Annotated in this window: 23 protein-coding genes; 13 read left to right on the forward strand and 10 right to left on the reverse strand. The window is 44.5% G+C overall.

Features of this window, described 5'->3' with window-relative positions; translation table 11 throughout:
* Positions 1-16: 16 nt before the first annotated feature.
* The 3 genes from tusA to fadB all read right to left on the reverse strand — a co-directional run bounded on the left by tusA (position 17) and on the right by fadB (position 3,787).
* Positions 17-256 carry a sulfurtransferase TusA gene (gene tusA, locus HC733_RS06240; RefSeq protein ID WP_190364191.1) on the reverse strand — a complete coding sequence of 80 codons (240 nt, stop codon included), beginning with the start codon at positions 254-256 and terminating at the stop codon, positions 17-19.
* Positions 257-441: 185 nt separating this feature from the next.
* The gene (fadA, locus tag HC733_RS06245; protein ID WP_190364213.1) at positions 442-1,614 is read right to left on the reverse strand and encodes an acetyl-CoA C-acyltransferase FadA; all 1,173 of its coding nucleotides are present in this window, start codon (positions 1,612-1,614) and stop codon (positions 442-444) included.
* 10 nt (positions 1,615-1,624) lie between these two features.
* On the reverse strand, positions 1,625-3,787 hold the full coding sequence (fadB, locus tag HC733_RS06250) for a fatty acid oxidation complex subunit alpha FadB (protein ID WP_190364192.1): 2,163 nt from the start codon (positions 3,785-3,787) through the stop codon (positions 1,625-1,627).
* A 272-nt stretch (positions 3,788-4,059) separates the two neighbouring features.
* Between fadB and HC733_RS06255 the strand changes: the two genes are divergently transcribed.
* The 5 genes from HC733_RS06255 to HC733_RS06275 all read left to right on the forward strand — a co-directional run bounded on the left by HC733_RS06255 (position 4,060) and on the right by HC733_RS06275 (position 10,374).
* Entirely contained in the window at positions 4,060-5,946 is a 1,887-nt protein-coding gene (locus tag HC733_RS06255; RefSeq protein ID WP_190364193.1) for a transglycosylase SLT domain-containing protein, read from the forward strand.
* Positions 5,947-6,071: 125 nt separating this feature from the next.
* On the forward strand, positions 6,072-7,394 hold the full coding sequence (pepQ, locus tag HC733_RS06260; RefSeq protein WP_190364194.1) for a Xaa-Pro dipeptidase: 1,323 nt from the start codon (positions 6,072-6,074) through the stop codon (positions 7,392-7,394).
* 66 nt (positions 7,395-7,460) lie between these two features.
* Entirely contained in the window at positions 7,461-8,075 is a 615-nt protein-coding gene (locus tag HC733_RS06265; protein ID WP_190364195.1) for a YigZ family protein, read from the forward strand.
* Between the two features lie 48 nt (positions 8,076-8,123).
* Positions 8,124-9,575, forward strand: a complete 1,452-nt coding sequence (locus HC733_RS06270; RefSeq protein ID WP_190364196.1) for a TrkH family potassium uptake protein — start codon at positions 8,124-8,126, stop codon at positions 9,573-9,575.
* 124 nt (positions 9,576-9,699) lie between these two features.
* Positions 9,700-10,374, forward strand: a complete 675-nt coding sequence (locus HC733_RS06275; protein WP_190364197.1) for a flagellar brake protein — start codon at positions 9,700-9,702, stop codon at positions 10,372-10,374.
* Positions 10,375-10,453: 79 nt separating this feature from the next.
* Here HC733_RS06275 and trkA read toward each other — a convergent pair whose 3' ends face one another.
* Genes trkA through def form a run of 4 tightly spaced genes read right to left on the reverse strand, consistent with a single transcriptional unit; the run spans position 10,454 to position 14,624 of the window.
* Positions 10,454-11,830, reverse strand: coding sequence for a Trk system potassium transporter TrkA (gene trkA, locus HC733_RS06280; RefSeq protein WP_190364198.1), 1,377 nt, complete (start codon positions 11,828-11,830; stop codon positions 10,454-10,456).
* Positions 11,831-11,839: 9 nt separating this feature from the next.
* Entirely contained in the window at positions 11,840-13,126 is a 1,287-nt protein-coding gene (gene rsmB / locus HC733_RS06285) for a 16S rRNA (cytosine(967)-C(5))-methyltransferase RsmB (protein WP_190364199.1), read from the reverse strand.
* Entirely contained in the window at positions 13,126-14,070 is a 945-nt protein-coding gene (gene fmt / locus HC733_RS06290) for a methionyl-tRNA formyltransferase (RefSeq protein WP_190364200.1), read from the reverse strand. The genes rsmB and fmt overlap by 1 nt, the downstream gene beginning before the upstream one ends.
* Positions 14,071-14,117: 47 nt before the next feature.
* The gene (gene def / locus HC733_RS06295; RefSeq protein ID WP_190364201.1) at positions 14,118-14,624 is read right to left on the reverse strand and encodes a peptide deformylase; all 507 of its coding nucleotides are present in this window, start codon (positions 14,622-14,624) and stop codon (positions 14,118-14,120) included.
* Between the two features lie 119 nt (positions 14,625-14,743).
* Here def and HC733_RS06300 point away from each other — a divergent pair, with 119 nt between their 5' ends.
* From HC733_RS06300 to hemF, 6 genes are all read left to right on the forward strand, one after another.
* Complete coding sequence (locus tag HC733_RS06300; RefSeq protein ID WP_190364202.1) at positions 14,744-15,868, forward strand: LysM peptidoglycan-binding domain-containing protein; 1,125 nt, start codon at positions 14,744-14,746, stop codon at positions 15,866-15,868.
* A gap of 26 nt (positions 15,869-15,894) precedes the next feature.
* Positions 15,895-16,986: a DNA-processing protein DprA gene (dprA, locus tag HC733_RS06305; protein ID WP_190364203.1), complete on the forward strand. Its 1,092-nt coding sequence runs from the start codon at positions 15,895-15,897 to the stop codon at positions 16,984-16,986.
* Positions 16,987-16,988: 2 nt separating this feature from the next.
* Positions 16,989-17,462, forward strand: coding sequence for a DUF494 family protein (locus HC733_RS06310; RefSeq protein WP_190364204.1), 474 nt, complete (start codon positions 16,989-16,991; stop codon positions 17,460-17,462).
* An 82-nt stretch (positions 17,463-17,544) separates the two neighbouring features.
* A complete protein-coding gene (locus HC733_RS06315; protein WP_190364205.1) occupies positions 17,545-18,120 on the forward strand; it encodes a DNA topoisomerase family protein in 576 nt (191 codons plus the stop codon).
* Positions 18,113-18,682: an L-threonylcarbamoyladenylate synthase gene (locus HC733_RS06320; protein WP_190364206.1), complete on the forward strand. Its 570-nt coding sequence runs from the start codon at positions 18,113-18,115 to the stop codon at positions 18,680-18,682. Before HC733_RS06315 ends, HC733_RS06320 begins: the two co-directional genes overlap by 8 nt.
* Before the next feature lie 8 nt (positions 18,683-18,690).
* Positions 18,691-19,605, forward strand: a complete 915-nt coding sequence (hemF, locus tag HC733_RS06325) for an oxygen-dependent coproporphyrinogen oxidase (protein WP_190364207.1) — start codon at positions 18,691-18,693, stop codon at positions 19,603-19,605.
* An 89-nt stretch (positions 19,606-19,694) separates the two neighbouring features.
* Here the strand turns inward: hemF and HC733_RS06330 are convergent, their stop codons facing one another.
* Both HC733_RS06330 and HC733_RS06335 read right to left on the reverse strand, forming a co-directional pair.
* Entirely contained in the window at positions 19,695-21,302 is a 1,608-nt protein-coding gene (locus tag HC733_RS06330) for a methyl-accepting chemotaxis protein (RefSeq protein WP_190364208.1), read from the reverse strand.
* Between the two features lie 94 nt (positions 21,303-21,396).
* Positions 21,397-21,846 carry a group II truncated hemoglobin gene (locus HC733_RS06335; protein WP_190364209.1) on the reverse strand — a complete coding sequence of 150 codons (450 nt, stop codon included), beginning with the start codon at positions 21,844-21,846 and terminating at the stop codon, positions 21,397-21,399.
* 26 nt (positions 21,847-21,872) lie between these two features.
* Between HC733_RS06335 and aroE the strand changes: the two genes are divergently transcribed.
* Positions 21,873-22,694 carry a shikimate dehydrogenase gene (aroE, locus tag HC733_RS06340; protein WP_190364210.1) on the forward strand — a complete coding sequence of 274 codons (822 nt, stop codon included), beginning with the start codon at positions 21,873-21,875 and terminating at the stop codon, positions 22,692-22,694.
* On the forward strand, positions 22,695-22,937 hold the full coding sequence (locus HC733_RS06345; RefSeq protein ID WP_190364211.1) for a DUF1488 family protein: 243 nt from the start codon (positions 22,695-22,697) through the stop codon (positions 22,935-22,937).
* Here the strand turns inward: HC733_RS06345 and HC733_RS06350 are convergent.
* On the reverse strand, positions 22,920-23,456 hold the full coding sequence (locus tag HC733_RS06350; RefSeq protein ID WP_190364214.1) for a gamma carbonic anhydrase family protein: 537 nt from the start codon (positions 23,454-23,456) through the stop codon (positions 22,920-22,922). The two genes, HC733_RS06345 and HC733_RS06350, sit on opposite strands and share 18 nt — an antisense overlap.
* Between the last annotated feature and the right edge of the window lie 414 nt (positions 23,457-23,870).

The following is a 23,870-nucleotide window of genomic DNA, read 5'->3' on the forward strand; positions in this document are numbered from 1 at the left end:
TCAGTGCGCTATTTGCTTAACGGCCTTTTTTTAGCACGTAGCGAAAAGGGGCCTGCTCAACTTCTTTGGCCAACAGTGTGTGGTCCATAAATTCACAAAAGCTTGGAATGTCGCGGGTAGTCGAGGGGTCATCAGCGATAATTAACAGCGTTTCGCCGTCGTTCATTTTGCGTACCATACCTCTGATCATCATTACAGGCTCTGGGCAGCGCAGCCCTATGGCATCAAGCGTATGATCTGCTTTAGAAAATGGCATGATAATCCTCTTTTACATCTAGAATGCTAAAATTAGCCCGCTATTCTACCCATAGCAGTAAAACAAATAAACCGATGCAGACAAAAAGACCAGAAAAAAGGTAAAGCAACTAACATCGCTTTACCTTTGTCACCAAGTTGAATTGGGGTTAGCCAAGTAGACAACTCACTTGGCTAGGGGATTGGTTAGTCTTGATCAACACGCTCAAATACCGTAGCAATACCTTGGCCTAAACCAATACACATAGTTGCTAAGCCGTATTTAGCGTTCTTTTCTTCCATCAGATTGATGAGTGTTGTGCTGATACGTGAACCTGAACACCCTAGAGGGTGGCCTAAAGCAATAGCACCGCCATTTAAGTTAACTTTCTCGTCGGCAACATCTAATAAGCCTAAGTCTTTGAGTACAGGTAAAGACTGTGCAGCAAATGCCTCATTAAGCTCAGCAACATCGATGTCTTCAATCGTGATGCCTGCTTGTTGCAGTGCTTTTTTACTCGCAGGAACCGGTCCGTAACCCATGATTGATGGATCGCAACCGGCAACAGCCATTGACTTAATACGTGCACGGATTGGCAAGCCAAGCTCTTTAGCCTTGCTTTCGCTCATCACTAACATCGCCGACGCACCGTCTGAAAGTGCCGATGAAGTCCCTGCTGTAACAGTACCTGACGCTGGGTTAAACACTGGGCGTAGCTGACTTAGGCCTTCAACCGTCGTTTCTGGGCGGATCACTTCATCATGCTCAACTAAGACTGGCACACCGTTTTCGTCGTGACCTTCCATAGGTAAGATCTCTTTAGCAAAACGACCTTCGACGGTCGCAGCATGTGCGCGTTGATGCGAGCGATACGCAAACTGGTCTTGTTGCTCACGGCTTATGCCGTGCAGCGTTGCAAGGTATTCTGCCGTTAAACCCATAACACCTGCTGCTTGCGCAATAGAGGTCGATAATCCTGGGTGGAAATCAACACCGTGCGTCATCGGTACGTGACCCATATGCTCAACACCACCGATAAGGTACGTATCACCTGCACCTGTCATGATGGCGCGTGCAGCGTCATGTAACGCTTGCATAGATGAGCCACATAAACGGTTTACGGTAACTGCTGGCACTGAGTGAGGGATACCTGCAAGCAGCGCAGCGTTACGTGCTACGTTAAAGCCTTGCTCTAGGGTTTGTTGTACACAACCCCAATAAATATCATCAATAGATGCAGGGTCTACACTTGGGTTGCGATCTAACAAGCCTTTCATTAGATGTGCACTTAGGTCTTCAGCGCGGCGATTTTTGAATACACCGTTTTTAGAGCGGCCCATTGGGGTACGAAGACAATCTACGATAACCGCTTGTTGCATTGCTGACATGTTACTGGCCCTCCACTGAGTAGAACACTTTACCTTCGCTTGCCCATGCTCGGGTTTGCTCAGATACCTGATAAATTGCACCTAGATGAGCATACTTGTCGGCCATTGCGACAAAGTTTGCTAGGCCAATTTGGTCTAGATAGCGGAATGCGCCGCCTCTAAATGGCGGGAAGCCGATACCGTAAATGAGTGCCATATCCGCTTCTTGTGCAGAAGCTACAATACCTTCTTGTAAACAAAGTAGTACTTCGTTTAGCATGGGCACCATACAACGCTCGATAATCGTTTGCTTATCGAACTCTTTGCTCGCTTCGCAGATAGAGCTTAACAGCTCGACAGATGCAGCGTCTTTTGACTTTTTCAAGCGGCCTTTACGATCAGGGGCATATTGATAAAAGCCCACTTTGTTTTTCTGACCAAAGCGCTCAGCTTGCGCGAGTACCGCTACCGGGTCTTTTTCTTGGCGCGCCATACGCTCAGGGAAGCCGTCAGCCATCACACCAGTACAGTGGTTTGCGGTGTCAATACCAACTACATCAAGTAGGTACGCAGGACCCATCGGCCAACCGAATACATTCTCCATGACTTTGTCTATGCTAGTAAAGTCAGCGCCTTCAACCACAAGTTGGCTGAAGCCCGCAAAGTAAGGGAATAAGACGCGGTTTACGAAAAATCCAGGGCAATCGTTAACAACAATAGGGGACTTGCCTAGCTTTAATGCGTAATCAACCACTGCATTAATGGTTGCTTCGGATGTTTTTTCGCCACGAATAATTTCAACAAGTGGCATTTTTGGCACTGGGTTGAAGAAGTGCATACCACAGAAATGCTCAGGGCATTTTAACGCAGACGCTAATTCATCAATACGAATAGTTGATGTGTTTGACGTTAAAATAGTGCCTTCAGGTAGCTGAGCTTCTAGGCTCGCGAGCACGGTTTGCTTTACTTTAGGATGTTCAACAACCGCTTCAACTACGATATCCGCATGGTCTAGGTCACGATCTTCTAAAGTAGGCTTAATCTTACCTAAAGTTGCCACCATTTTATCCATGGTCATATGACCACGTTGTACCTTCTTGCCTAAAATAGTCGCCGCTTCGTTCATGCCCAAATCAAGCGCTGCTTGATTGATGTCTTTCATGACAATAGGCGTGCCTTTGTAAGCTGATTGGTAAGCTATACCGCCGCCCATGATACCTGCGCCCAAAACAGCCGCTTGTTTAATTTCAACTGTTGAAGCTTTGGCTTGTTTCTTAGCCACACCTTTGATGTATTGGTCGGCTAAGAAGATACCTGTTTGCGCAGCAGCTTCTTTGGTTTTAGCGAGCTTTGCAAAGTTAGCGTTTTCAATCGCCATCGCTTCTGCGCGTGTTGCATTTGCAGCGGCTTGAATGGTTTTAACCGCCATCACAGGCGCTGGGTAATGGCCTTTGGTTTGACCCATCACCATGCCTTCTGCCATTGCAAAGCTCATGCCTTGCTCAACGCGGTTCATCTTTAATGGCTCTAGCTTTACTTGACGTTTTGCGCGCCAATCTAGTTTGCCAGCAACCGCTTGCTCAAGAACGCTAATTGCACCTTCTAGTAGTTTCTCTGGTGCAACCACACCATCTACTGCGCCAACTTTCAGTGCGTCTTCTGCACGATTTTCTTTACCTGTCGTGATCCAAGTCATCGCATTGTCAGCGCCGATTAAGCGAGGCAAGCGTACGGTACCACCAAAGCCTGGCATGATGCCTAGTTTTACTTCTGGTAGACCAATTTTTGCCGTGGTGCTTGCTAAACGAAAGTCTGTCGCAAGTAACCATTCGCAGCCACCGCCAAGTGCTAGGCCATGAATTGCAGAAGCAGTTGGGAAAGGTAAATCTTCAATGGCATCAAAAACGTCAGTTGCATCTTTGATCCAACCAACTAATTCTTCTTCTGGACGTTGGAAAGTAGGTAAAAATTCGAAGATATCAGCACCAATAATGAAATGCTCTTTATCACTGGTGAATACCATGGCGTCGATGTCGTCGCGTTGGCTTAATTCTTTGAATGCATTTGCGCATTCTTTAAGGGTTTGCTGAGAAAGCTTGTTTACCGAGCCTGGCATACAAAACTTAAATTCAGCGATCTTGCCTTTGCAAAAATCAACAACAAAGGACTCGCTTTTATATAACATGCTTGTTCTCCCGTGTAGTTACACTGGTACGATGAGTTGCTATTTCACCCAGTTTGGCCGCTTTAAATGAAAAATGCAATGAAAAATTTACTCAGCGTTTACCCATATCTTAAAAAGTGCTCGCATTGGTGTTATGGTGGCTGTGTCTCTTTTTATGAACTTACAGCCTAGTCAGTAATTGCTGATTTTGCTGCGTAAGTTGGGCTGCAAGATGAGGGTAAATTGACAATCTTCTTACACATTTTAAGACAACTAATTATTCGAAGGTCAATATGAAATCATGGATCTTAAAAGTTGCTGCAACTGGCTTGGCTGCTATGAGCTGGTTTTCTCTTGCAAGCAGTGACCATGAGGCATTCAAACAAGCAGAAAAAATCGCTTGGTCTGGCAACTATAGTGCGTTCACTAAGGCACTGAACGAGTTGGACCACCCACTTAAACCGTATGTGGAAATGGCATTTTTTGAGCGCCATCCTAGGCTTAAGTATGAACAGCAAATCGCCCATTTTTTGACTGTATATCAAAGTACTCCCCTTGAGTGGCCGGTACGTGAAAGCTGGCTAAAATACCTCAAACGCAGCGGTAAAAAAGCGTTATTTATCGATTATTATGAGCCAAGTAGTGATGTGGAGTTGCAGTGCACCTATTTGCAATATCAGCTTGATTTAGGGGCTCCTAAAAATGCCATATTAGAGCAGGTTTCAGATTTATGGGGGGTGGGTAAGTCTCAACCTCGCGCATGCAATTCTCTTTTTGATAAATGGCAACAAGCGGGTTATTTGACGAGTGAGCGTGTGTGGGAGCGCATCACAAAAGCGGCACAAGGTGGGCAGATCTCGTTACTTCGTTACCTAAAAACACTTCTTCCTCAGAATGAAACCTATTTAGCTGACTTATATACCGCTGTTCGTCGAGACCCAAGTGCGGCTGCAGGGCTTTATCGATACGAAAAACGCAGCGACAAAGAAGCACAAATAGCGGTGTATGGTGTGCGTCGCCTAATATGGCGAGATCAAAAGCTGGCACTAAAAGCATGGGATAAGTTACAGACTATGTTTGACTTTACTGAGCAGCAAAAAGATAGCGTTGCGTATCGATTTGCACTGGCTCTGGCGTCAAAAGGTCACCCCCAAGCGAAATTTTGGCTAAACAAAGTGAAGCCAGAGTATCAAGACGAAAAGCTGCGTCAGTGGATGATGAGCAACATGCTCAAAGAGCAAGACTGGTCGGGCATTGCCGCATTGTTTACAGGGATGGATAACTTAAGTTACGGGCAAACATATTGGTTGGCTTATAGTTATGCGCAGCGTGGAGAGCAAGATAAAGCCGAACAGCTGTGGCGAAAAATCGCCAGCGAGCGAGACTACTACGGCTTTTTAGCAGCAGGGCGATTAGGGTTAGATATTTCTCTAAATGAGAAATCTTTGGATGTGCCACCAAGCTTAGTTGCAAAGGTATCACAAGCCCCTGGATTTAAACGCGCTAAAGCTCTTTATGAGTTAGAGCGTTATACATCGGCACGTCGTGAATGGAATTATTTAACCAATACCTCAAGCGTTGCTGAGAAATTAGCAGCCTCGATTTTGGCGGCAGAACTAGATTGGTACGACAGTACAATATTTACCTTGGCGCAAATTGAAGCATGGGACTACGTGGATTTGCGGTTCCCACTTGCCTTTGAACAGTATTTCAGCCGTTACAGTAAACGCAGCCATATTGATATGGCATGGAGTATTGCCATTGCTCGCAGAGAAAGCTCATTTGCACCCGATGCGCGCTCCCATGCCAATGCTTACGGATTAATGCAGCTGCTACCTAGTACCGCGCGCTATATCACCAAGCAGCGTGTGACGAAGCGTAATCTATTGCAGCCTGCTACCAATATTCGCCTAGGCACAGACTACTTAGACTATTTGAAAAAGAAAAACCATGGCAACGAAATGCTCGCCACGGCTTCTTATAATGCGGGATATCATAGAATCAAAAAATGGTTACCAGATGAGGCTATGCCGGCAGAGTTATGGATAGAGCTTATTCCTTATCGAGAAACACGTGATTATGTGAAAAACGTGTTTGCTTATCGTCAGGTGTATCACACTCGCCTAGGCAGAGAGGGCAACATTGTGGCACAACTGCTTGATATGCAAATAGGGGGTTAAGCGTAAGTGTATTGGATAATGCACAGCTTGACGCTCTGATAAAAAGCAATCTGGCGACTTCGCTGGATTGTTTTTTTTCGCTTGTGTTAGACTCAAAATCATCACAATCAACAATACGGTTAACCATGGAACAATTAGCACATTATTACGCTGAACACATTGCTACTTTGCAACAGCGCGCGAAAACCATTCTCGATCAAGAAGGGCTCGAAGGTCTTGTTATCCACTCTGGTCAAGCAAAGCGTCAGTTCTTGGATGATATGTACTATCCGTTTAAGGTGAATCCGCAGTTTAAAGCGTGGTTACCGGTTATTGATAATCCTCATTGTTGGGTGGTGGTGAATGGGGTTGATAAGCCGAAGCTGATTTTTTATCGACCTGTTGATTTTTGGCACAAAGTGCCTGATGAGCCAAGTGACTTTTGGGCGGATTATTTTGATATACAGCTGTTGGTTCAGCCAGATCAGGTAGAAAAGTACCTGCCTTACGATAAAGCCAATTTTGCCTATATTGGTGAGTATCTAGAGGTAGCACAGGCATTAGGTTTTACCAATGTAAATCCAGAACCCGTTATGAACTACTTTCATTATCACCGTGCCTATAAAACTCAATATGAGCTGAGCTGTTTGCGCGAAGCTAACCGTATTGCGGTCATTGGACATAAAGCTGCGCGTGATATGTTTTATGCAGGCGGCTCTGAGTTTGCGATTCAGCAAGCTTACTTAAATGCAACAGAGCACATGGAAAACGACACGCCATATGGCAATATTGTGGCGTTAAATGAAAACTGTGCCATTTTGCATTACACCCATTTTGAACGTAAAGCACCAAAACAACATCACTCTTTTTTGATTGATGCTGGGGCAAACTTTAATGGTTATGCGTCTGATATCACGCGTACCTACGACTTTGCTCAGCAAGGTGAATTTGCTGAGTTAATTAAAGTGATGAATGATCACCAAATTCAACTAGGTAAAGCGTTAAGTCCTGGCAAGTTATATGGCGATTTACACATTGATTGCCACGCCAGAGTTGCTCAGGTGCTCAGTGACTTTGATATTGTTAAGTTACCTGCGCAAGATATTGTTGAAAAAGGCATTACGTCTACTTTCTTCCCACATGGACTGGGCCATCACTTAGGTCTACAGGTGCATGACATGGGCGGGTTTATGGCTGATGAGTCCGGTACCCATCAGGCGCCACCTGAAGGCCATCCATTCTTGCGTTGCACACGAAAGATTGAAGCTAAGCAAGTGTTTACCATCGAACCTGGTCTTTATTTTATTGAATCTCTGCTTGGCGATTTAGCGCAAACCGACAATAAAAAGTACATTAACTGGGAAAAGGTCGAGCAATTTAAGCCATATGGTGGTATTCGCATTGAAGATAACATCATTGTGCACGAAGACCGACTAGAGAATATGACCCGTGATTTAGACTTAGACTAAACTCTCGGTGTATGATTGAGGGGAGCATGAGGCTCCCTTTTTTGTTTGTAAGGCGTTAAATGATTCATGTCTGAATACCATATCCCATCGGCAACGTTAAGTTATCACGAAGAAATCAAGAAAAGCACTTTCATTGTGCATCTGGCTCACACGCCGAGCATCGAAGACGCCAAGGCATTTATTAAGCAGATTAATGAGCAATATCCGGATGCACGCCATAATTGTTGGGCACATGTTGCGGGCCAGCCTGGTGGAAGTCATGTGTATGGGTTTTCAGACGATGGCGAGCCTAATGGCACAGCGGGAAAACCCATGCTTAACGTATTAATAGGCTCGGGACTTGGAGAGATCACTGCTGTGACCACGCGTTACTTTGGGGGCATAAAGCTCGGTACTGGAGGTCTCGTGAGAGCATATGGTGGCACACTGAATAATGCGTTAGCGCAGTTACAAACCAGTTTAAAAATTCCTGCTGCACATTTAACTGGTCAATCAGACTATGCTTTGCAAGGAATTATTGAGCAATACCTTAATAGCCATTTTACGATATTGGCGATTGATAAACAGTATGGTGCAGCGATTGAGTGGCAAATTGAAATAGATCACCGACAAGCAACTGTGGCTTGCCAAGAAATTTTGGATTTAACGCACGGTGTGGTTGAGTTAAAAATCAAAGCGTAAGACAATCAATATTCTATAACTTTAAATGACAGATAAGCGAAAAGCGGCATGCAATTTCGTACCATAATAAAAATACTTGGCCAATTGGTAGCGTTGTTTAGCATCACCATGGTGCCACCTGCGCTGGTATCTTTAATTTATAAAGATGGTGGCGGGGTGCCATTTGTACTGGCTTTTGTGTTTAGCATCGTGATTGGCTTAATAGCTTATTATCCAAACCGTAAAGAAAAAGGCGACCTAAAAGCGCGTGAGGGCTTTTTAATCGTAGTGCTTTTTTGGTTAGTACTGGGCTTTTTCGCCTCGGTGCCACTAATCTTCTTACAATCTCCCAACCTGTCACTAGCAGACGCGGTATTCGAAGCCTTTTCTGGGCTAACCACCACAGGTGCCACCGTATTGACCGGGATAGAGTACTTACCCAAGTCAGTATTGTTTTACCGCCAGCAGTTGCAATGGTTGGGCGGTATGGGGATCATTGTTTTGGCGGTGGCCGTGTTACCTATGCTTGGTGTCGGTGGTATGCAGTTATATCGAGCCGAAACGCCCGGCCCAGTAAAAGACTCAAAAATGACGCCGCGTATCGCCGATACGGCAAAACACCTTTGGTATATCTATGTGTCACTGACGATTGCCTGCACGATTTCTTATTGGCTTGCTGGAATGGGTTGGTTTGATGCCATATGTCATGCTTTCTCTACCATCGCGATTGGTGGCTTTTCAACGTACGATGCGTCAATGGGGCACTTTGATAGTCCTGTGATCAACATTATTTGTGTAGTATTTTTGCTTATTGCAGGGATAAACTTTTCTTTGCACTATGCTGCGGTGTCGAGTCGCAATATCAGAACGTACTTACGTGACCCTGAATTTAAAGTCTTCTTATTAATTCAGCTGGCTTTGGTGGTGATCTGTTTCGCTGTACTGTCGTCAAACAAAGTCTACAGTAACGGTGATGAGACCCTTAATCAGGCAATGTTTCAGGCTGTTTCGATTAGTACAACGGCTGGATTTGCAACTGATAACTTCTCTGCTTGGCCACTGTTTTTACCAATCTTACTGATTTTTTCTAGTTTTATTGGTGGCTGTGCGGGCTCAACGGGCGGCGGCATGAAAGTTGTGAGAGTGTTTTTGCTTTACTTACAAGGTGTCAGAGAGCTTAATCGCCTAGTTCACCCTCGTGCTATTTACTCAATTAAATTAGGGCGAAAGGCACTTCCAGATAAAGTTGTAGAGGCGGTATGGGGGTTCTTCTCGGCTTATGCCTTAGTATTTGTGATCATCATGATAGCACTGCTTGGCACTGGCCTAGATAATATTACTGCATTCTCAGCCACCGCTGCGTGTTTAAACAACCTAGGTCCTGGTCTTGGCGAAGTGGCTGCGCACTATGGTGATATCAGTGACGCGGCTAAGTGGATACTCACAGTGGCAATGGTGTTTGGTCGACTAGAGATATTTACGCTATTGGTGTTATTTACGCCAACCTTTTGGCGTGGCTAAGCGCCGTAACCAATAAATTAGGCTCGCTGTTGTTCAAGCAATAGCGGTCTAATTTTGTTTAACAACCACGGCTGATTTGTTCTAAGCTTATCGGATGTGGTTTCTAGTACTCTAGGTACTGGTTATGTTCAAAAGTAAGTCTTCTTCAGGTTATCAAAAAATTGAGCTGATCTCGGTTGGTAGTGTTATTGACCTTGAAATCCTTATGGCTGCGAACTCTAAACGGGTAAAAACCGAGTTTATTGGTTATCTTGAAGGGCAATACATCATTTTAAATTACCCTAAGCAAAAACAGTTAGGAGCAGCTGCTGAACATGTTAAAGAAGGGGCGACTGTGATTGTGCGGGCGGTGGCAGACCATAGTGATGGGCAAATTATTGCGTTTAAAACAGACATCAAAGCGGTGGCTTATACACCGACTAAATTAATTTTTTTATACCCGCCGCAACAAGTACAAAGTCAGTGTTTACGACATCATGTGCGCATACCCACCTTGATACCCGCAACGCTGATGACGCAGCGCTCTAGCTGTGAAGGGGTAATTAAAGACCTTTCCCGAACCGGGTTACTATTTAGTATGCCCGAGTCTGTTGTTGACTTACCGGTTCATGATAAATCTTGTCATATTGTTGTTGCTGACAGAAATAAACAGCAAATTAGCCTCTCTGGAGAAGTCTGTAGTACCACACATCAAGACGATACGACTTTAATAGGCATTAGGCTGATTGCTGATGAAGGAAAAGTCGATGACATATTGCAGCAATGCTTGATAGACCTATCCGCATTACATGCAACCTAGTTTACTTTAGCTTTGGATAAGCGAGCCTTTGAGCATCGGCTTTGCAAAGCGCTTATCCAAACCTGAGTGAGGGGGGATGCTAGACGAACAGTGCGCTCACTTGGAATAGCTTTTCAACCACGCTGATTTGACGTTTATCGATTAAAAACATGATGACGTGATCGCCCGACATAATGGTTGTGTCATCATGGGCAATTAATACCTCATCGTTACGCACGATTGCGCCAATGGTAGTACCTGCAGGGAGTTTGATCTCTGAGATAGTTCGGCCAACCACTTTTGAGGTATTTTCATCGCCGTGTGCAACGGCTTCAATTGCCTCGGCCGCACCTTTGCGCAATGAGTAAACATTAACAATATCGCCACGGCGTACATGAGTTAAAAGTGCAGAGATAGTGGCTTGCTGAGGTGATATTGCAATATCTATCTCGCCACCTTGAACTAAGTCAACGTAAGCACCTCGCTGGATAAGCACCATGGTCTTTTGGGCCCCCATGCGTTTGGCGAGCATCGCAGCCATAATGTTCGCTTCATCGTCATTGGTAACGGCAATAAAAACATCAACCTGTTCAATATGTTCTTCTGATAGCAGCTCTTGATCGGATGCATCGCCACAAAACACCACTGTGTTATCAAGCATTTCCGATAGTTGAGTAGCGCGCTGCTGGTTTCGCTCTATGAGTTTTACGCTGTGATTGCGCTCTAAAGAGCGTGCTAAGCCAGCGCCTATGTTACCACCACCGGCAATCATGATTTTTTTGTACGAACGTTCTAGCTTCTGTAACTCGTTCATCACGGCTCTAATGTGTTTAGTGGCTGCGATAAAGAATATTTCGTCGTCTGCCTCGATGACCGTTGTGCCCAGCGGTTTTATGGCTTTCCCTTGACGGTAAATCGCGGCTACGCGCGTATCAACATTGGGGATATGTTCTTTCAGTGCTGAGAGCGCATACCCTACCAATAAACCGCCATAATACGCTTTTACGGCGACCAGCGAGAGCATACCGTCGGCAAATTGCAGTACCTGTAATGCGCCTGGGTAGTCAATCAAACGACGGATGTACTTGGTTACCAGCTGCTCAGGTGCGATATAGTGGTCAACGGGTAAGTCATCATTTTGGAATAGCTTTTCTTTATATTTTAAATATTGCTCAGAGCGAATACGCGCTATCTTTGTGGGGGTATTAAAAATACTGTACGCCACCTGACAGGCTATCATATTCACTTCATCTGAGCTGGTTACCGCAATGATCATATCGGCATCTTCAGCACCGGCTTGGCGAAGTACATCAGGATGTGCGCTGTGACCGGTCACACCTTGTAAATCGTACTTATCTTGAAGCTCACGTAATCTGTCGCCATCAATATCAACAACCGTGATTTCATTTTGCTCACCAACCAAGTTTTCAGCGAGTGTTCCGCCAACCTGACCGGCGCCTAAGATGATGATTTTCATAATGGTAACTTATAGTTGTTTTGTTATTTTTGCATAATAAAAACCATCACTCATGCCTGGAAGCAGCTGCAATCCAACAGAGGATGGGGTGTCGTTTTCATGCAAAGGTTGATGTATTGCATCATCAGTGCTTTGCAAAAAGGCCGCTACTTGCTCGCAGTTTTCTGCAGGAAGTACTGAACAGGTTGCATATAGCAACGTACCGCCAGGTTTCAGCAATGGCCAAATATTAGTTAATATTTGTTTTTGTAACTGAACTAAGTCATCAATATCAGAGTTACGACGCAGCCACTTGATGTCGGGGTGGCGGCGTATCACACCTGTGGCAGAGCAAGGTACATCCAACAAAATACGGTCGTATGTTTGTCCATCCCACCAGCTACTCGGATCGGATGCATCGGCATGAATACAATTTGCATTTAGTTCGAGTCGCTTGAGATTTTCTTCAACTCTAAGTAAGCGGTTACTATCTGCATCTAGGGCATCTACATGAGCATTGGCTAACTCTAAGATATGACAGGTTTTGCCACCTGGCGCCGCACACGCATCTAATATACGTTCATTATCTTGTGGTGCTAGGTAACGGGCCGCAAGTTGCGCTGCTGCGTCTTGCACCGAACAGGCTCCTTCTCTAAACCCTGGTAAGCTATATACATCGCAAGGTTTATCTAGCACGATACCATCCTCAAACTGAGGCTCTAGGCTATACTCTATACCAGCTTCATCTAGTAGTTCACTATATTCTTTAACGCTGTAGTGGGCTCTATTCACACGTAGCCACATTGGCGCTTGTTCTTGATTGGCTGCAAGAATATCCTGCCACTTATCAGGGTAAGCGGCTTGCAACTTTTTAATGAACCAGTTTGGATGATTGTATTGGCAGACAGGAATGCGGTTGGCACTGTCTTGCAACTCGGTAAATTGTCGTTGAAACGTGCGCAAAATCGCATTAACTAGGGCTTTCAGTCCAGGTGCGCGCATACTTTGTAGTGCATTGACGGTTTCTGCAACGGCAGCATGCTCTGGTGTGCGCATATATTGCAGCTGATACATGCCGACATAGAGCAAAAATTGAAATACTCTACGTTTTCCTTTGAGCGGCTGGTCGAGCAATTGCTGGCAATAGTGCTCAAGCGTTGGTAGATATCTCAGTACGCCATAGCAGATCTGTTGTAACAACGCCTTATCTTTAGGGTTGAGCTTTTGTGCTGCATAGGGAAGTTGGGTACTCAAAGACTGACCCTTATCAACAACTTGAAAAAGAGTTTCTGCTGCAAGCGCACGCACATTCGCCATTAGTGACCTACCTTAGAACCAGGTGCTACCCAGTCGGCACGGCCGTTTAAAAAGTCTTGCGCTGACATAGGTTTTTTACCTTGTGGTTGTAATTGCGTGATTTTCAGGGCTTGCTCGGCACAGGCTATCACAATGCCGTTTTTGTCACTGCTCAGAACTGTACCCGGGGCGCCATGGCTATCAACAACTTCTGCTTGCCAAATTTTTACAGTTTGATTTTGCATTTGCGTAAAACACACAGGCCAAGGGTTGAAGGCGCGAATGTTTAGCGCTATTTGTGTTGCACTCATTTGCCAGTCAATATCGGCTTCTTCTTTGCGTAGTTTTTTCGCGTAGTTGGCTTGCGCGTCATCTTGCTTGGTTGCCACAGCGGTGCCATTGCTTAGCTGTTCAAGCGTATCAAGTAAGGCAACAGGACCCAACTGCGCAAGTTTGTCATATAAACTCGCGCTGGTGTCTTGAGCGGTAATTAGACAGGTTGCAATATGTAGCATATCACCAGTATCTAACCCTTCGTCCATTTGCATGATGGTGACACCCGTTTGCTCATCTCCAGCCCATAAAGCACGTTGAATGGGGGCCGCACCACGCCAACGAGGCAAAATAGAGCCATGTACATTCAAACAGCCCATTTTAGGTGTTTCTAGAATCGCTTTTGGCAACAACACACCATAGGCCACAACAACCATCACGTCTGCATGTAATGCGGCTAGCTCAGCTTGCGCTTCAGATGTCTTTAAAGATTCAGGTTGGTAAACAGGCAGGTTGTGTTCCAACGCCAGCATTTTTACTTCGCTGGCTTTTAGTTTTTTTCCGCGACCCGCAGGGCGATCAGGAGTGCTGTATACGGCAACAACTTCATGGTGTGAATCAATAAGGGCGCTTAGGTGACGCGCAGCAAAATCTGGCGTACCTGCAAATACAATGCGTAATGGCTTGGTCACTGAACTATCCAAAATTAATTATGAGATGAGGGTTAAAGAGTTTGCTGCTAGCGCGCAACAAACTTCGCTTCTTTTTCAAGTTTTTTACGAATACGCTGACGCTTTAAAGGCGATAAATAATCGATAAACAACTTACCCATCAAGTGATCTAGTTCGTGTTGTGTGCAAATTGCTAAAAGGCCGTCAGCATCATAGCTATACTCTTCACCATTTTCGTTGAGTGCTTTCACAGTGATTTCTTCAGCGCGGTCGACTTTAGCCCAAGAGTGCGGCACAGATAAACAACCTTCTTCACTTGTGGTTGAACCTTCTTTGCGAACAATCTCTGGATTAATGAGTACCAGTGGCTCATCACGCTCTTCAGATACATCAATTACCACAATGCGCTGGTGAATATTAACTTGAGTCGCAGCCAAGCCGATGCCATTTTCATCGTACATGGTTTCCAACATGTCTTTGACTATCTGACGAATTTCGTCGTTTACTTCAACAACCGGTTGTGCAACTGCGCGCAAGCGCTCATCTGGAAATCTTAGTACTTCTAACTTTGCCATGGTTACCTTTTGTAGTTAAGCTTAAATGCAAAATATTGTATGTTCTTATTTTAGCCATTCGCGTTCCCCTTTAACAGGTTTTGGTTGATAATATCGAAAAATAACTCAAGGAAGCCATAATGAAACACTCATTTACAGCGCTTATCATGGCAACTTGTATTGCTTTTCACGCTTTTGCAGAGGAAGCACTTACTGTTAAAGATGATGCTCCCATTCAATATACTGTTAAAGAAGGTGACACGTTATGGGATATTTCTAAACTGTACTTACCATCGGCGTGGCAGTGGCAAACGCTTTGGCAGCAAAATCCCCAGCTCAGCAACCCCCATCTGATTTATCCGGGGGATGTCCTAAAATTACAGTTTGACTCGCAAGGGCAGCCGTTACTTATGTTGGATAAGGGAATTAAAAAACTCTCTCCGATGGCACGTGTGGCAGTGCAAAAAAGTACGGCAATCCCCACGTTACCAATGGCGTTAATACAACCATTAATATCGTTTGAACAAGCTTTGAGCGAGCAAGACCTAGCAGGGCACCCATACATTTTAGGCGCAAACTATAACGTGAAGTTGGCAACTCAGGGGCACGTGTTATATGTAAAAGGCGACCTAGAGCAATACACGCACTACGGCATTTATAACATTGGCGAGCCATATATTGACCCGAAATCGAACGAAGTATTAGCGTATGAAGTGCGTTTAGTGGGTACTGCCAGAGTGCTAGCGGAGGGGAACCTTGCTCAAGGTGAGCCGGCAAAAGTAAACGTTGAATCAGCAAAGCGAGAGATCAAGGCAAACGATATACTCATGCCACTAGCAAATGGGCATAGCTTTTCTGTGCAATTTAACATGCTACGACCTTCGCAAGAGATAAACGGTACTATTATCGCCAGTGAAAATAAGTTGAGAGAATTTGGTTCTACGTCAGTGGTTATCCTTAACATAGGCAAAGAGCAACAACTTAAAGAAGGTCATATACTTGATATTAATAAACGCTCACCTACAGTTATCGAAGGTAATAAAGGACCGCGTTATGTGGAAGATGCCAATAGCTTAGAGAAGTTTACAAAAAGCGTTAGGGAATTATTTGGTACCGAAAATACGGATAACAGCGTGGTTTGGACAATGCCACAGGAGAAAGTCGGAGAGCTAATGGTGTTTAAGGTTTACGACAAAGTCAGTTATGCGCTAGTCACCGATGCAACACAGCCAATCAGAGTTGGAGATAGTGTTAGCGTGAATTAGTCGCCCGAATGCTCTAAGGAGGGAGCATGAAAAACTTATCAATATTACACAGCTTAGCGTTGCATACTTGCAAAGGGTTAGGTATCGCAACCATAGATGCACTTCAGATGAAGTGTGATTTACCATCGTTATTCAAACTATCCTCAAAAGAGCTCAAACAGCTCGGTTTAAATGAAGTGCTCGCTGAACAATTATGCAATATCGATTGGGGCTATTTGCAGCGTGTTGAAGCGCATTGCCAAGCGCAAGATATCGCCATCATCAGTTATTTTGATACTCGTTATCCGACTTTATTAAGAGAAATAGCCAGTGCGCCTCTCATTTTGTTTTGCAAGGGTAATACGGCGTTACTCACTGAGCCACAAATCGCCGTTGTTGGCAGCCGTAGTGCCACTGCCACAGGGTTAGAGATAGCATCCGATTTTGCTTATCGGTTAAATTCGGCTGGTTTGACCGTAACATCAGGACTGGCGCGCGGTATAGATGGTGCGGCCCATAAAGGGGCATTGGCTCATAATGGTGCGACAATAGCAGTGTTGGGCACGGGGGTTGATATTATCTATCCCAAGCGCCATAACCTACTATATCAGCAAGTGTATGAACGGGGATTGCTGATCAGTGAGTTTTTGCCCGGGTGCGGGCCGCAGGCAAACCACTTTCCGCGTCGTAACCGAATTATCTCAGGATTATCTTTGGGTGTAGTGTTAGTCGAGGCGGAGATAAAAAGTGGTTCGCTAATCACCGCAAGATACGCTTTGGAGCAAAACCGTGAGGTTTTTGCCGTGCCCGGTTCAATTAAGAATCCATTGGCGCAGGGATGCCATTACTTGTTAAAGCAAGGGGCAAAGTTAACTGAATGCGTAGAAGATATCATTGAGGATGTGAGCTTTTTGTCCCAAAACGGTCTATATAGTATAGAGAGCGTGATAAAAAATGACTCACCACAGGAGGACTGCCCAATATTGCAAAACCTTGGCTTTGAGGTTACCTCTATAGACACCTTAACGCAAAGGACCCAGTGGCCAGTAGATCGTGTAACTGCACGTTTATTGGACCTAGAGCTTGAAGATAAAGTAGAACGCGTCTTAGACGGCTACATTAAATTAGCGAGGGGTTAATCATGTTTGATATCCTAATGTATCTATTTGAGAACTATATCCACAGTGAAGCGGATATCTTTGTTGAGCAAAATGAGTTAACTGATGAATTACTCAGGGCAGGATTTAATCAAGAAGAAATCTACAAAGCGCTTGATTGGCTAGAGCAGCTCGCTGATTTGCAGCACAGTGACGAAATCCCTTATCTAAACAGTAAAGCCGATAGTGCGATCCGCATTTACACTGAGCAAGAGTGTCAAATGTTGGACGTAGAGTGTCGTGGCTTTTTAATGTTCGTAGAGCAAGTGGGTGTGATTGACTCTATTACTCGTGAAATGGTGATCGATCGTTTGTGTGCGTTGGAAAAACCGATCATAGGTTTGGAAGACTTAAAGTGGGTGATCTTAATGGTGCTATTTAATGTGCCAGGAAAAGAGCAAGCCTATGCACAAATGGAAGATCTGATATTTGATGAGCCTGGTGGGTATTTACATTGATTATTTTTGGGGTCATCTCTTGACCCCAAAATCATGGCAGTTATATTAGGCGCAAATTTGTACGCTGGGCTTGAAAGGTATTATGAGTAAGATAGACCATTCTTTGTTTAACGCAGATCGCCACGCGTTAGAAAAAGAGTATGAAGTTTGTCCTGAATGTGGCTCTGAGTTAGTCATGAAGCACAGCAAAAATGGGCCGTTTTTGGGCTGTGCCAGTTACCCAACGTGTCATTATATTAGACCTCTGACGCAACACGACAATCACGATATTAAAGTCCTCGATGATTCACCATGCCCAGAGTGTGGCGAACCGCTTGTGATCCGAAATGGACGATATGGCATGTTTATTGGCTGCACGGGCTACCCTCAGTGTCATTACATTGCCCATGATGAACACGACGATGAAGATGAGCAGGCTGTTGATTGCCCAAAATGTCACAAAGGTTCATTAACCAAGCGTAAAAACAAATATGGTAAGTTTTTCTATTCGTGTGATAGATACCCTCAATGCAAGTATAGTCTTAACCAACAACCCCTTGCACACCTTTGCCCCGCGTGTGGTTGGGGAGTAATGCTACAAAAACAACGTGCAGGAAAAGCTGTGCTACAATGCCCGCAAAAGGCTTGTCAGCATAAAATTGAGAGTGATAGTGAGTAACACCCCCAACAACCTAAATGAAGCATGCCAAGTACTTAGTGACGGTGGTGTGATTTGTTACCCAACCGAAGCGGTATATGGATTGGGTTGCGATCCCGATGATCAAGAAGCAGTGAATAAACTACTTGCTATCAAGCAAAGAGAAGTAAGTAAGGGGCTTATCTTGTTGGCCGATAATTATGGTCAATGTTTGCGCTATGTTGATGATGCGAAAATACCAATGGATAAGCGTACTGAGTTGTTTTCCTCTTGGCCAAGTGCGATTACTTGGTTATTGCCTGCAAAAGCGTCAACACCCAAATGGCTGACCGGAGAGCATGATACGATTGCCGTGCGCATCACGGCTCATCCAGAATGCAAAGCGTTAAGCAAATTGTTTGGTAAGCCTTTAGTGTCAACCAGTGCCAACTTATCGGGTAAAGCGCCAGTAATGACCTTAGACGAGGCTCGGTGTACTTTTCATGAACTAGTGGATTGCTATGTGCAAGGGGAACTCGGTGGTAACGCTGCGCCAAGTCAAATTAAACATGCACTTACGGGTGCAGTTATTCGAGGGAATTAATCACAACTATGAGTAAGGTGAATTTAGAAACGGTTAAAGCGTTTTTACTGTCATTACAAGACGCTATCTGTGCTGGGTTGGAACAAGCGGACGGTCAAGCCAAATTTGTTGAAGATGCGTGGCAACGTGAAGAAGGTGGCGGTGGACGCACGCGTGTTATCAGAGACGGAGCCGTTATTGAGCAAGGCGGGGTAAACTACTCTCATGTTTATGGTGAGTCGATGCCAGCGTCTGCGACTGCACATCGTCCGGAGCTAGCTGGTCGCAGTTTTCACGCCTGTGGGGTATCACTGGTAATTCATCCCAAAAATCCACATATCCCAACCAGTCATGCTAATGTGCGTTTTTTTATTGCTGAAAAAGAAGGCGAAGAGCCAATTTGGTGGTTTGGAGGCGGTTTCGATCTTACCCCATTTTATCCAGTATTAGATGATGTTAAGCATTGGCACCAAGTAGCCAAAGACTTGTGTTTACCCTTTGGTGAGCAAGTATATGACGATTGCAAAAAATGGTGTGATGATTACTTCTATCTAAAACATCGCGGTGAGACGCGCGGTGTGGGTGGGTTGTTTTTTGATGATTTAAATCAATGGGGCTTTGAAAAGAGCTTTGCGTTTATGCAGGCAGTTGGCAACGGCTTTTTAGATGCATATTTACCGATCATTGAACGTCGCAAAGACACAGCATTCACTGAGCACGAGCGTCAATTCCAACTTTATCGTCGTGGTCGTTATGTTGAGTTTAACTTAGTATGGGACAGAGGCACTTTATTTGGTTTGCAAACAGGGGGCCGTACAGAGTCTATCTTGATGTCGATGCCACCTCTAGCACGTTGGGAATACAACTTCACACCAGCTGCAGGTAGCCCAGAGGCCAAGCTGTATGATTTCTATTTGCAACCACAGAACTGGTTAGCCCTCTAGCAACATAAAAAAGGCGCCCACTGGGCGCCTGAAACACAGCATAACAATTCTAATTTAACCTCAGATCACATAGCCAAATTTTAGGCTATTCAATCGAGTTTAAAGCTTCTTACTTGCTCATCTAACGAACGAGCCAGTGAAAGTAACTCTTCACTTACCTGTTTGCTGCCATGGGCGTCAACCAAGGATTGCTCTGCATTATCTCTTATTGCAATCACACTTTGATTTATCTCTTCGGCGGCTAGATTCTGTTGTTCAGTGGCATCTGCTATTTGTACGTTCAAATCATTAATTTCGTGCATTTGATTAGAAATATTTTTCAGCGCTTGCGCAACTTGCTTTACCTGTGCAGCTCTGTCGTCCGCTTCTTCGCATGATGCACTCATGGCTTTTACGGTTTGTTCAGCTTCGCTTTGTAATTTATCAATCGTGCGTTTAATCTCATCCGTTGAGTCATGAGTGCGAGTAGCAAGCGTACGCACTTCATCTGCAACGACTGCAAAGCCGCGACCAGCTTCACCTGCACGTGCAGCCTCGATTGCGGCATTCAGTGCCAATAGATTCGTTTGCTCTGCAATGCTGCTGATCACTTCAAGCACTTTTCCAACCTCAAGTGTTTGTGCTTGCAGTTGACTGACCTGTGTTGCAGCTTGGCGCACGTCTTGTGCCAGTTGATTAATGCTTTGTTCGGTACGCTCAGCTACCGCCATGCTCTCTTCGGCAAGATGATTACTGCTATCCGATTTTTCTGATGCAAAGTGCGTGGTATTCTTCACTTCACTGGATGAGCATTCAAGTTCATTGATTGCCGCGGCAACAGAGTCAGTACCTTGTTTTTGTTGCAAAATAGCGCGTTCGGTTGTATCGGCTGACGTGTAGATAGTTTCGGCAGATTGAATAAGCACTTTTGACGTATGTGAGACTTGGCCGATGTTATCTTTGAATGACGCCATCATCTTGTTGTAGTTAATTGCTAAGCGGCCTAGCTCATCGTCAATGTTATCGTCTATACGCAGGCTTAAGTCTTTATTTTGCGAAGCGAGTCGCATAGTACGGCCCAACGTTTTTAGACGGGTAATAAATAACTTTCGAAAAAGAGTGCCTAAGATCACAAACGTTACAACAAAAATCCCTGTTAGCAGCGCGGTACTTAACCAAGTATTAGTCTGCACACTCGAATCAATATCATCCAGTGAATAGCTTATTTTGACCACGCCCAGAACATCACCTTCTTGTGCTTGGTGACAACCTAAGCAGTTGGTACCCTTGTAATCAGCTTTTGCTATCATGGGTCGCAGATATGTCATTACTCGTGAATCACCACGAGTTTCTATAAACAACGACTCTTTACCGTTGAGTGCTTGATGTTCTGCTTCTCCATTAGGAGACTGATTGGCATTGCCTGCGCCATAAATTTTTACGACTTGTGAGCCACGGATAATATGGGCATCTTCAATGTTTGGATGTGCTCTGAGTTTTTGGCTTAAAATCTCTCTATTCGCCATGGTGCCGGTAAGCATCATAGTATTGATAGAGTCAAAATAGTTGTCTGCCAATAAACGAATATTCTCTGACACAGTCTCTTGCGCCAATTGTTGTTGCTGGCTTGAACTGCTCAGGATACTGGCTACTAATACCAAAATACCAGTTACCGCAAGTAGGGCATAAATTTTATGTTGAATAGAAGTCACACGCATCGCACAATTCTCCGTTATGAGACGCGTATTATGAATAAAGTGGTAGAACCAGGCTTTGACTTAGCGCAAAGAGCGTTAAAGTTAGTCTGCGACTTTAGTCTTGATTGATCATATGACTCGCAAGTTGCGCCAAAGAGTGTCGCAGCCCTTCGCGAAGCAATGGATTGTCAATTTCTAAATCAAGCGCTTTGTTCATACAATGCATCCACTGATCTCGAAGCGATTGGTCGATAGGAAAAGGCATATGTCGTTGTCTTAACCTTGGGTGGCCGTATTTTTCAACAAAGAGATCGGGTCCGCCTAACCAGCCAGATAAAAATTCAAAAAATACTTGGCGGATCCTATCCAATGGTTGTGGATGCATATCATAAAGCGGCTTTGCATATGGGTCGCTGGCCATGATGTCATAAAACCTATCTGCCAAAGCGCGGGCACCTGACTCTCCACCGATGATCTCATAAGGTTTTTTTTCAGGTGTTGGGGTGCTGTTGGTATTTTCTTGGCTTGCATCTTTGTTGAAGATGCGTTTAATTAACTGCTTCATAAACTTAATAACTTCTAGGCATAGACATGGACAAATATGCGGTTTTTGGTCACCCAATAAAACACTCTAAGTCACCGATGATCCACCAAGCCTTTGCAAGGCAATTTGATGAACAGATCAGTTATGAGGCGATTCTAGCACCTTTAGATGGATTTAAAGAGTCTGTAGCAGCGTTTTTTGCAAGTAGTGGTAAGGGCGCTAATGTCACTTTGCCTTTTAAAGAGGAAGCTTTTCGCCTCGCCGATAAACTGACCGAACGAGCAAAGTTGGCGGGGGCCGTAAATACACTAAAGCGTATCGAGTCAGGGGAGTTGCTTGGAGATAACACCGATGGAGCGGGCTTAGTCGCTGATTTGCTGAGGCAAGGCGCGCAGTTAGACGGTGCAAAAATATTGTTGCTTGGTGCAGGAGGTGCGGCACGAGGTTGTATTTTTCCACTCTTGCAAGCTGGCGTATCATGTATTGTGATAGCAAACAGAACGCAGGGAAAAGCACAAACGTTGGCACAAGAATTTAGTCAGTTTGGTGATGTAGTGGGTTGTGGGCTGGATAATATAAATAATGCGGACTTTTCTGTTGTCATTAATTCTACATCCTCGAGTGTAACAGGAGAGACGCCAAATATAGACCCTGCCCATATACAAGACTGCGTATTTGCTTATGACATGTTTTATAGTGATCAACAAACGAGTTTTCTAGACTGGGTTGCAACTTATAACAGTAGCGCGAAGTTGGTCGATGGGTTAGGGATGCTAATAGGGCAAGCGGCGGAAGCGTATTATGTTTGGCGCGATAAATATCCTGACGTCACAAAAGTTATTAATGCATTTAAACAAGGCTCTATATAAATGAATCAAAGTATTTTATTCAATGATGATGTGTGCGTTGAAAGTCAAACAAGCGCGCTTTGTTTTTCAGCGATGGTTAACGGCATGATGGTGCAGTGCCGTATATTAACGCCTCCAATGGGTAAAGAGGAGGCGTTAGCACATTTTAAAGCTAAGCAGTTCGATTATGAAATGTTGGCCGAGCAGCTTATTGAAGATGAGGAATTTCAAAGTGATGGTAGCGTCTTACTGTCCTTCCTCTAGATACTCATTTTTCAGTTGCACGTAATTTTGCGCTGAAACCTTTAAAAAAGTAAGTTCGTCTTCAGTAAGTGGGCGGGCTTTCTTGACTGGGCTTCCCACATATAAGTAACCCGATTCAAGTATCTTATTCGGGGGAACGAGCGCCCCTCCACCGATGATAACATCATCCTCTACGGTAACATTATCCATAATAATGGCGCCCATACCGACAAGAATACGATCACCGAGTCTACAACCGTGCAACATCACTTTATGACCAACGGTTACATCATCGCCAATAACTAGAGGATAACCATCGGGATTGCTTTTACTCGCGCGAGTTAAATGTAGGACCGAACCATCTTGTACGTTGGTCCTTGCACCAATCTTGATGTAATTCACATCCCCTCTAGCTGCGACTAAGGGCCAAATACTACTATCTGCGCCAATCGTTATATCACCAACCAGTACAGCAGAGTCATCGACATAAACACCTTCAGCTAGGGTAGGAACAATCCCTTTGTAGCTTCTTAACATAATAACCACCTTATCTTTATTCTTAATCTAGTGTAGATCTTTCAAAATAAATAAGCCACATACCGTATATTGGCGATTATTTGGGTAGTTCAAGGGTGAAAAACTACCAAAAACAGCGCGTTCGCTCGAAAATTGCTCGAACAATCTATTTTTATCACTTTTCTTCAAAAAATCGCTTGCGCTTTTAATTCGCCGCCCTATAATGCGACCCCACTGACACGGAGCGCTGAGCAACTTAAAGCAAAGCAACAACGAGTCAGCGTCGAGTAAAACTTAATGTTTAAACTTCTTATGAAAACTTAAAAATTAAGTGTTGACAAAAAATAGGGAATGCTTAGAATGCACATCCCCTAGCGAGATGAAGCAAAGCGCTGAATCATCGCACCGTTCTTTAAAAATATGAAGCAATCATCTGTG

Origin of the sequence: Pseudoalteromonas sp. S16_S37 (genome assembly GCF_014694405.1) — a bacterium.
Classification (GTDB): domain Bacteria; phylum Pseudomonadota; class Gammaproteobacteria; order Enterobacterales; family Alteromonadaceae; genus Pseudoalteromonas.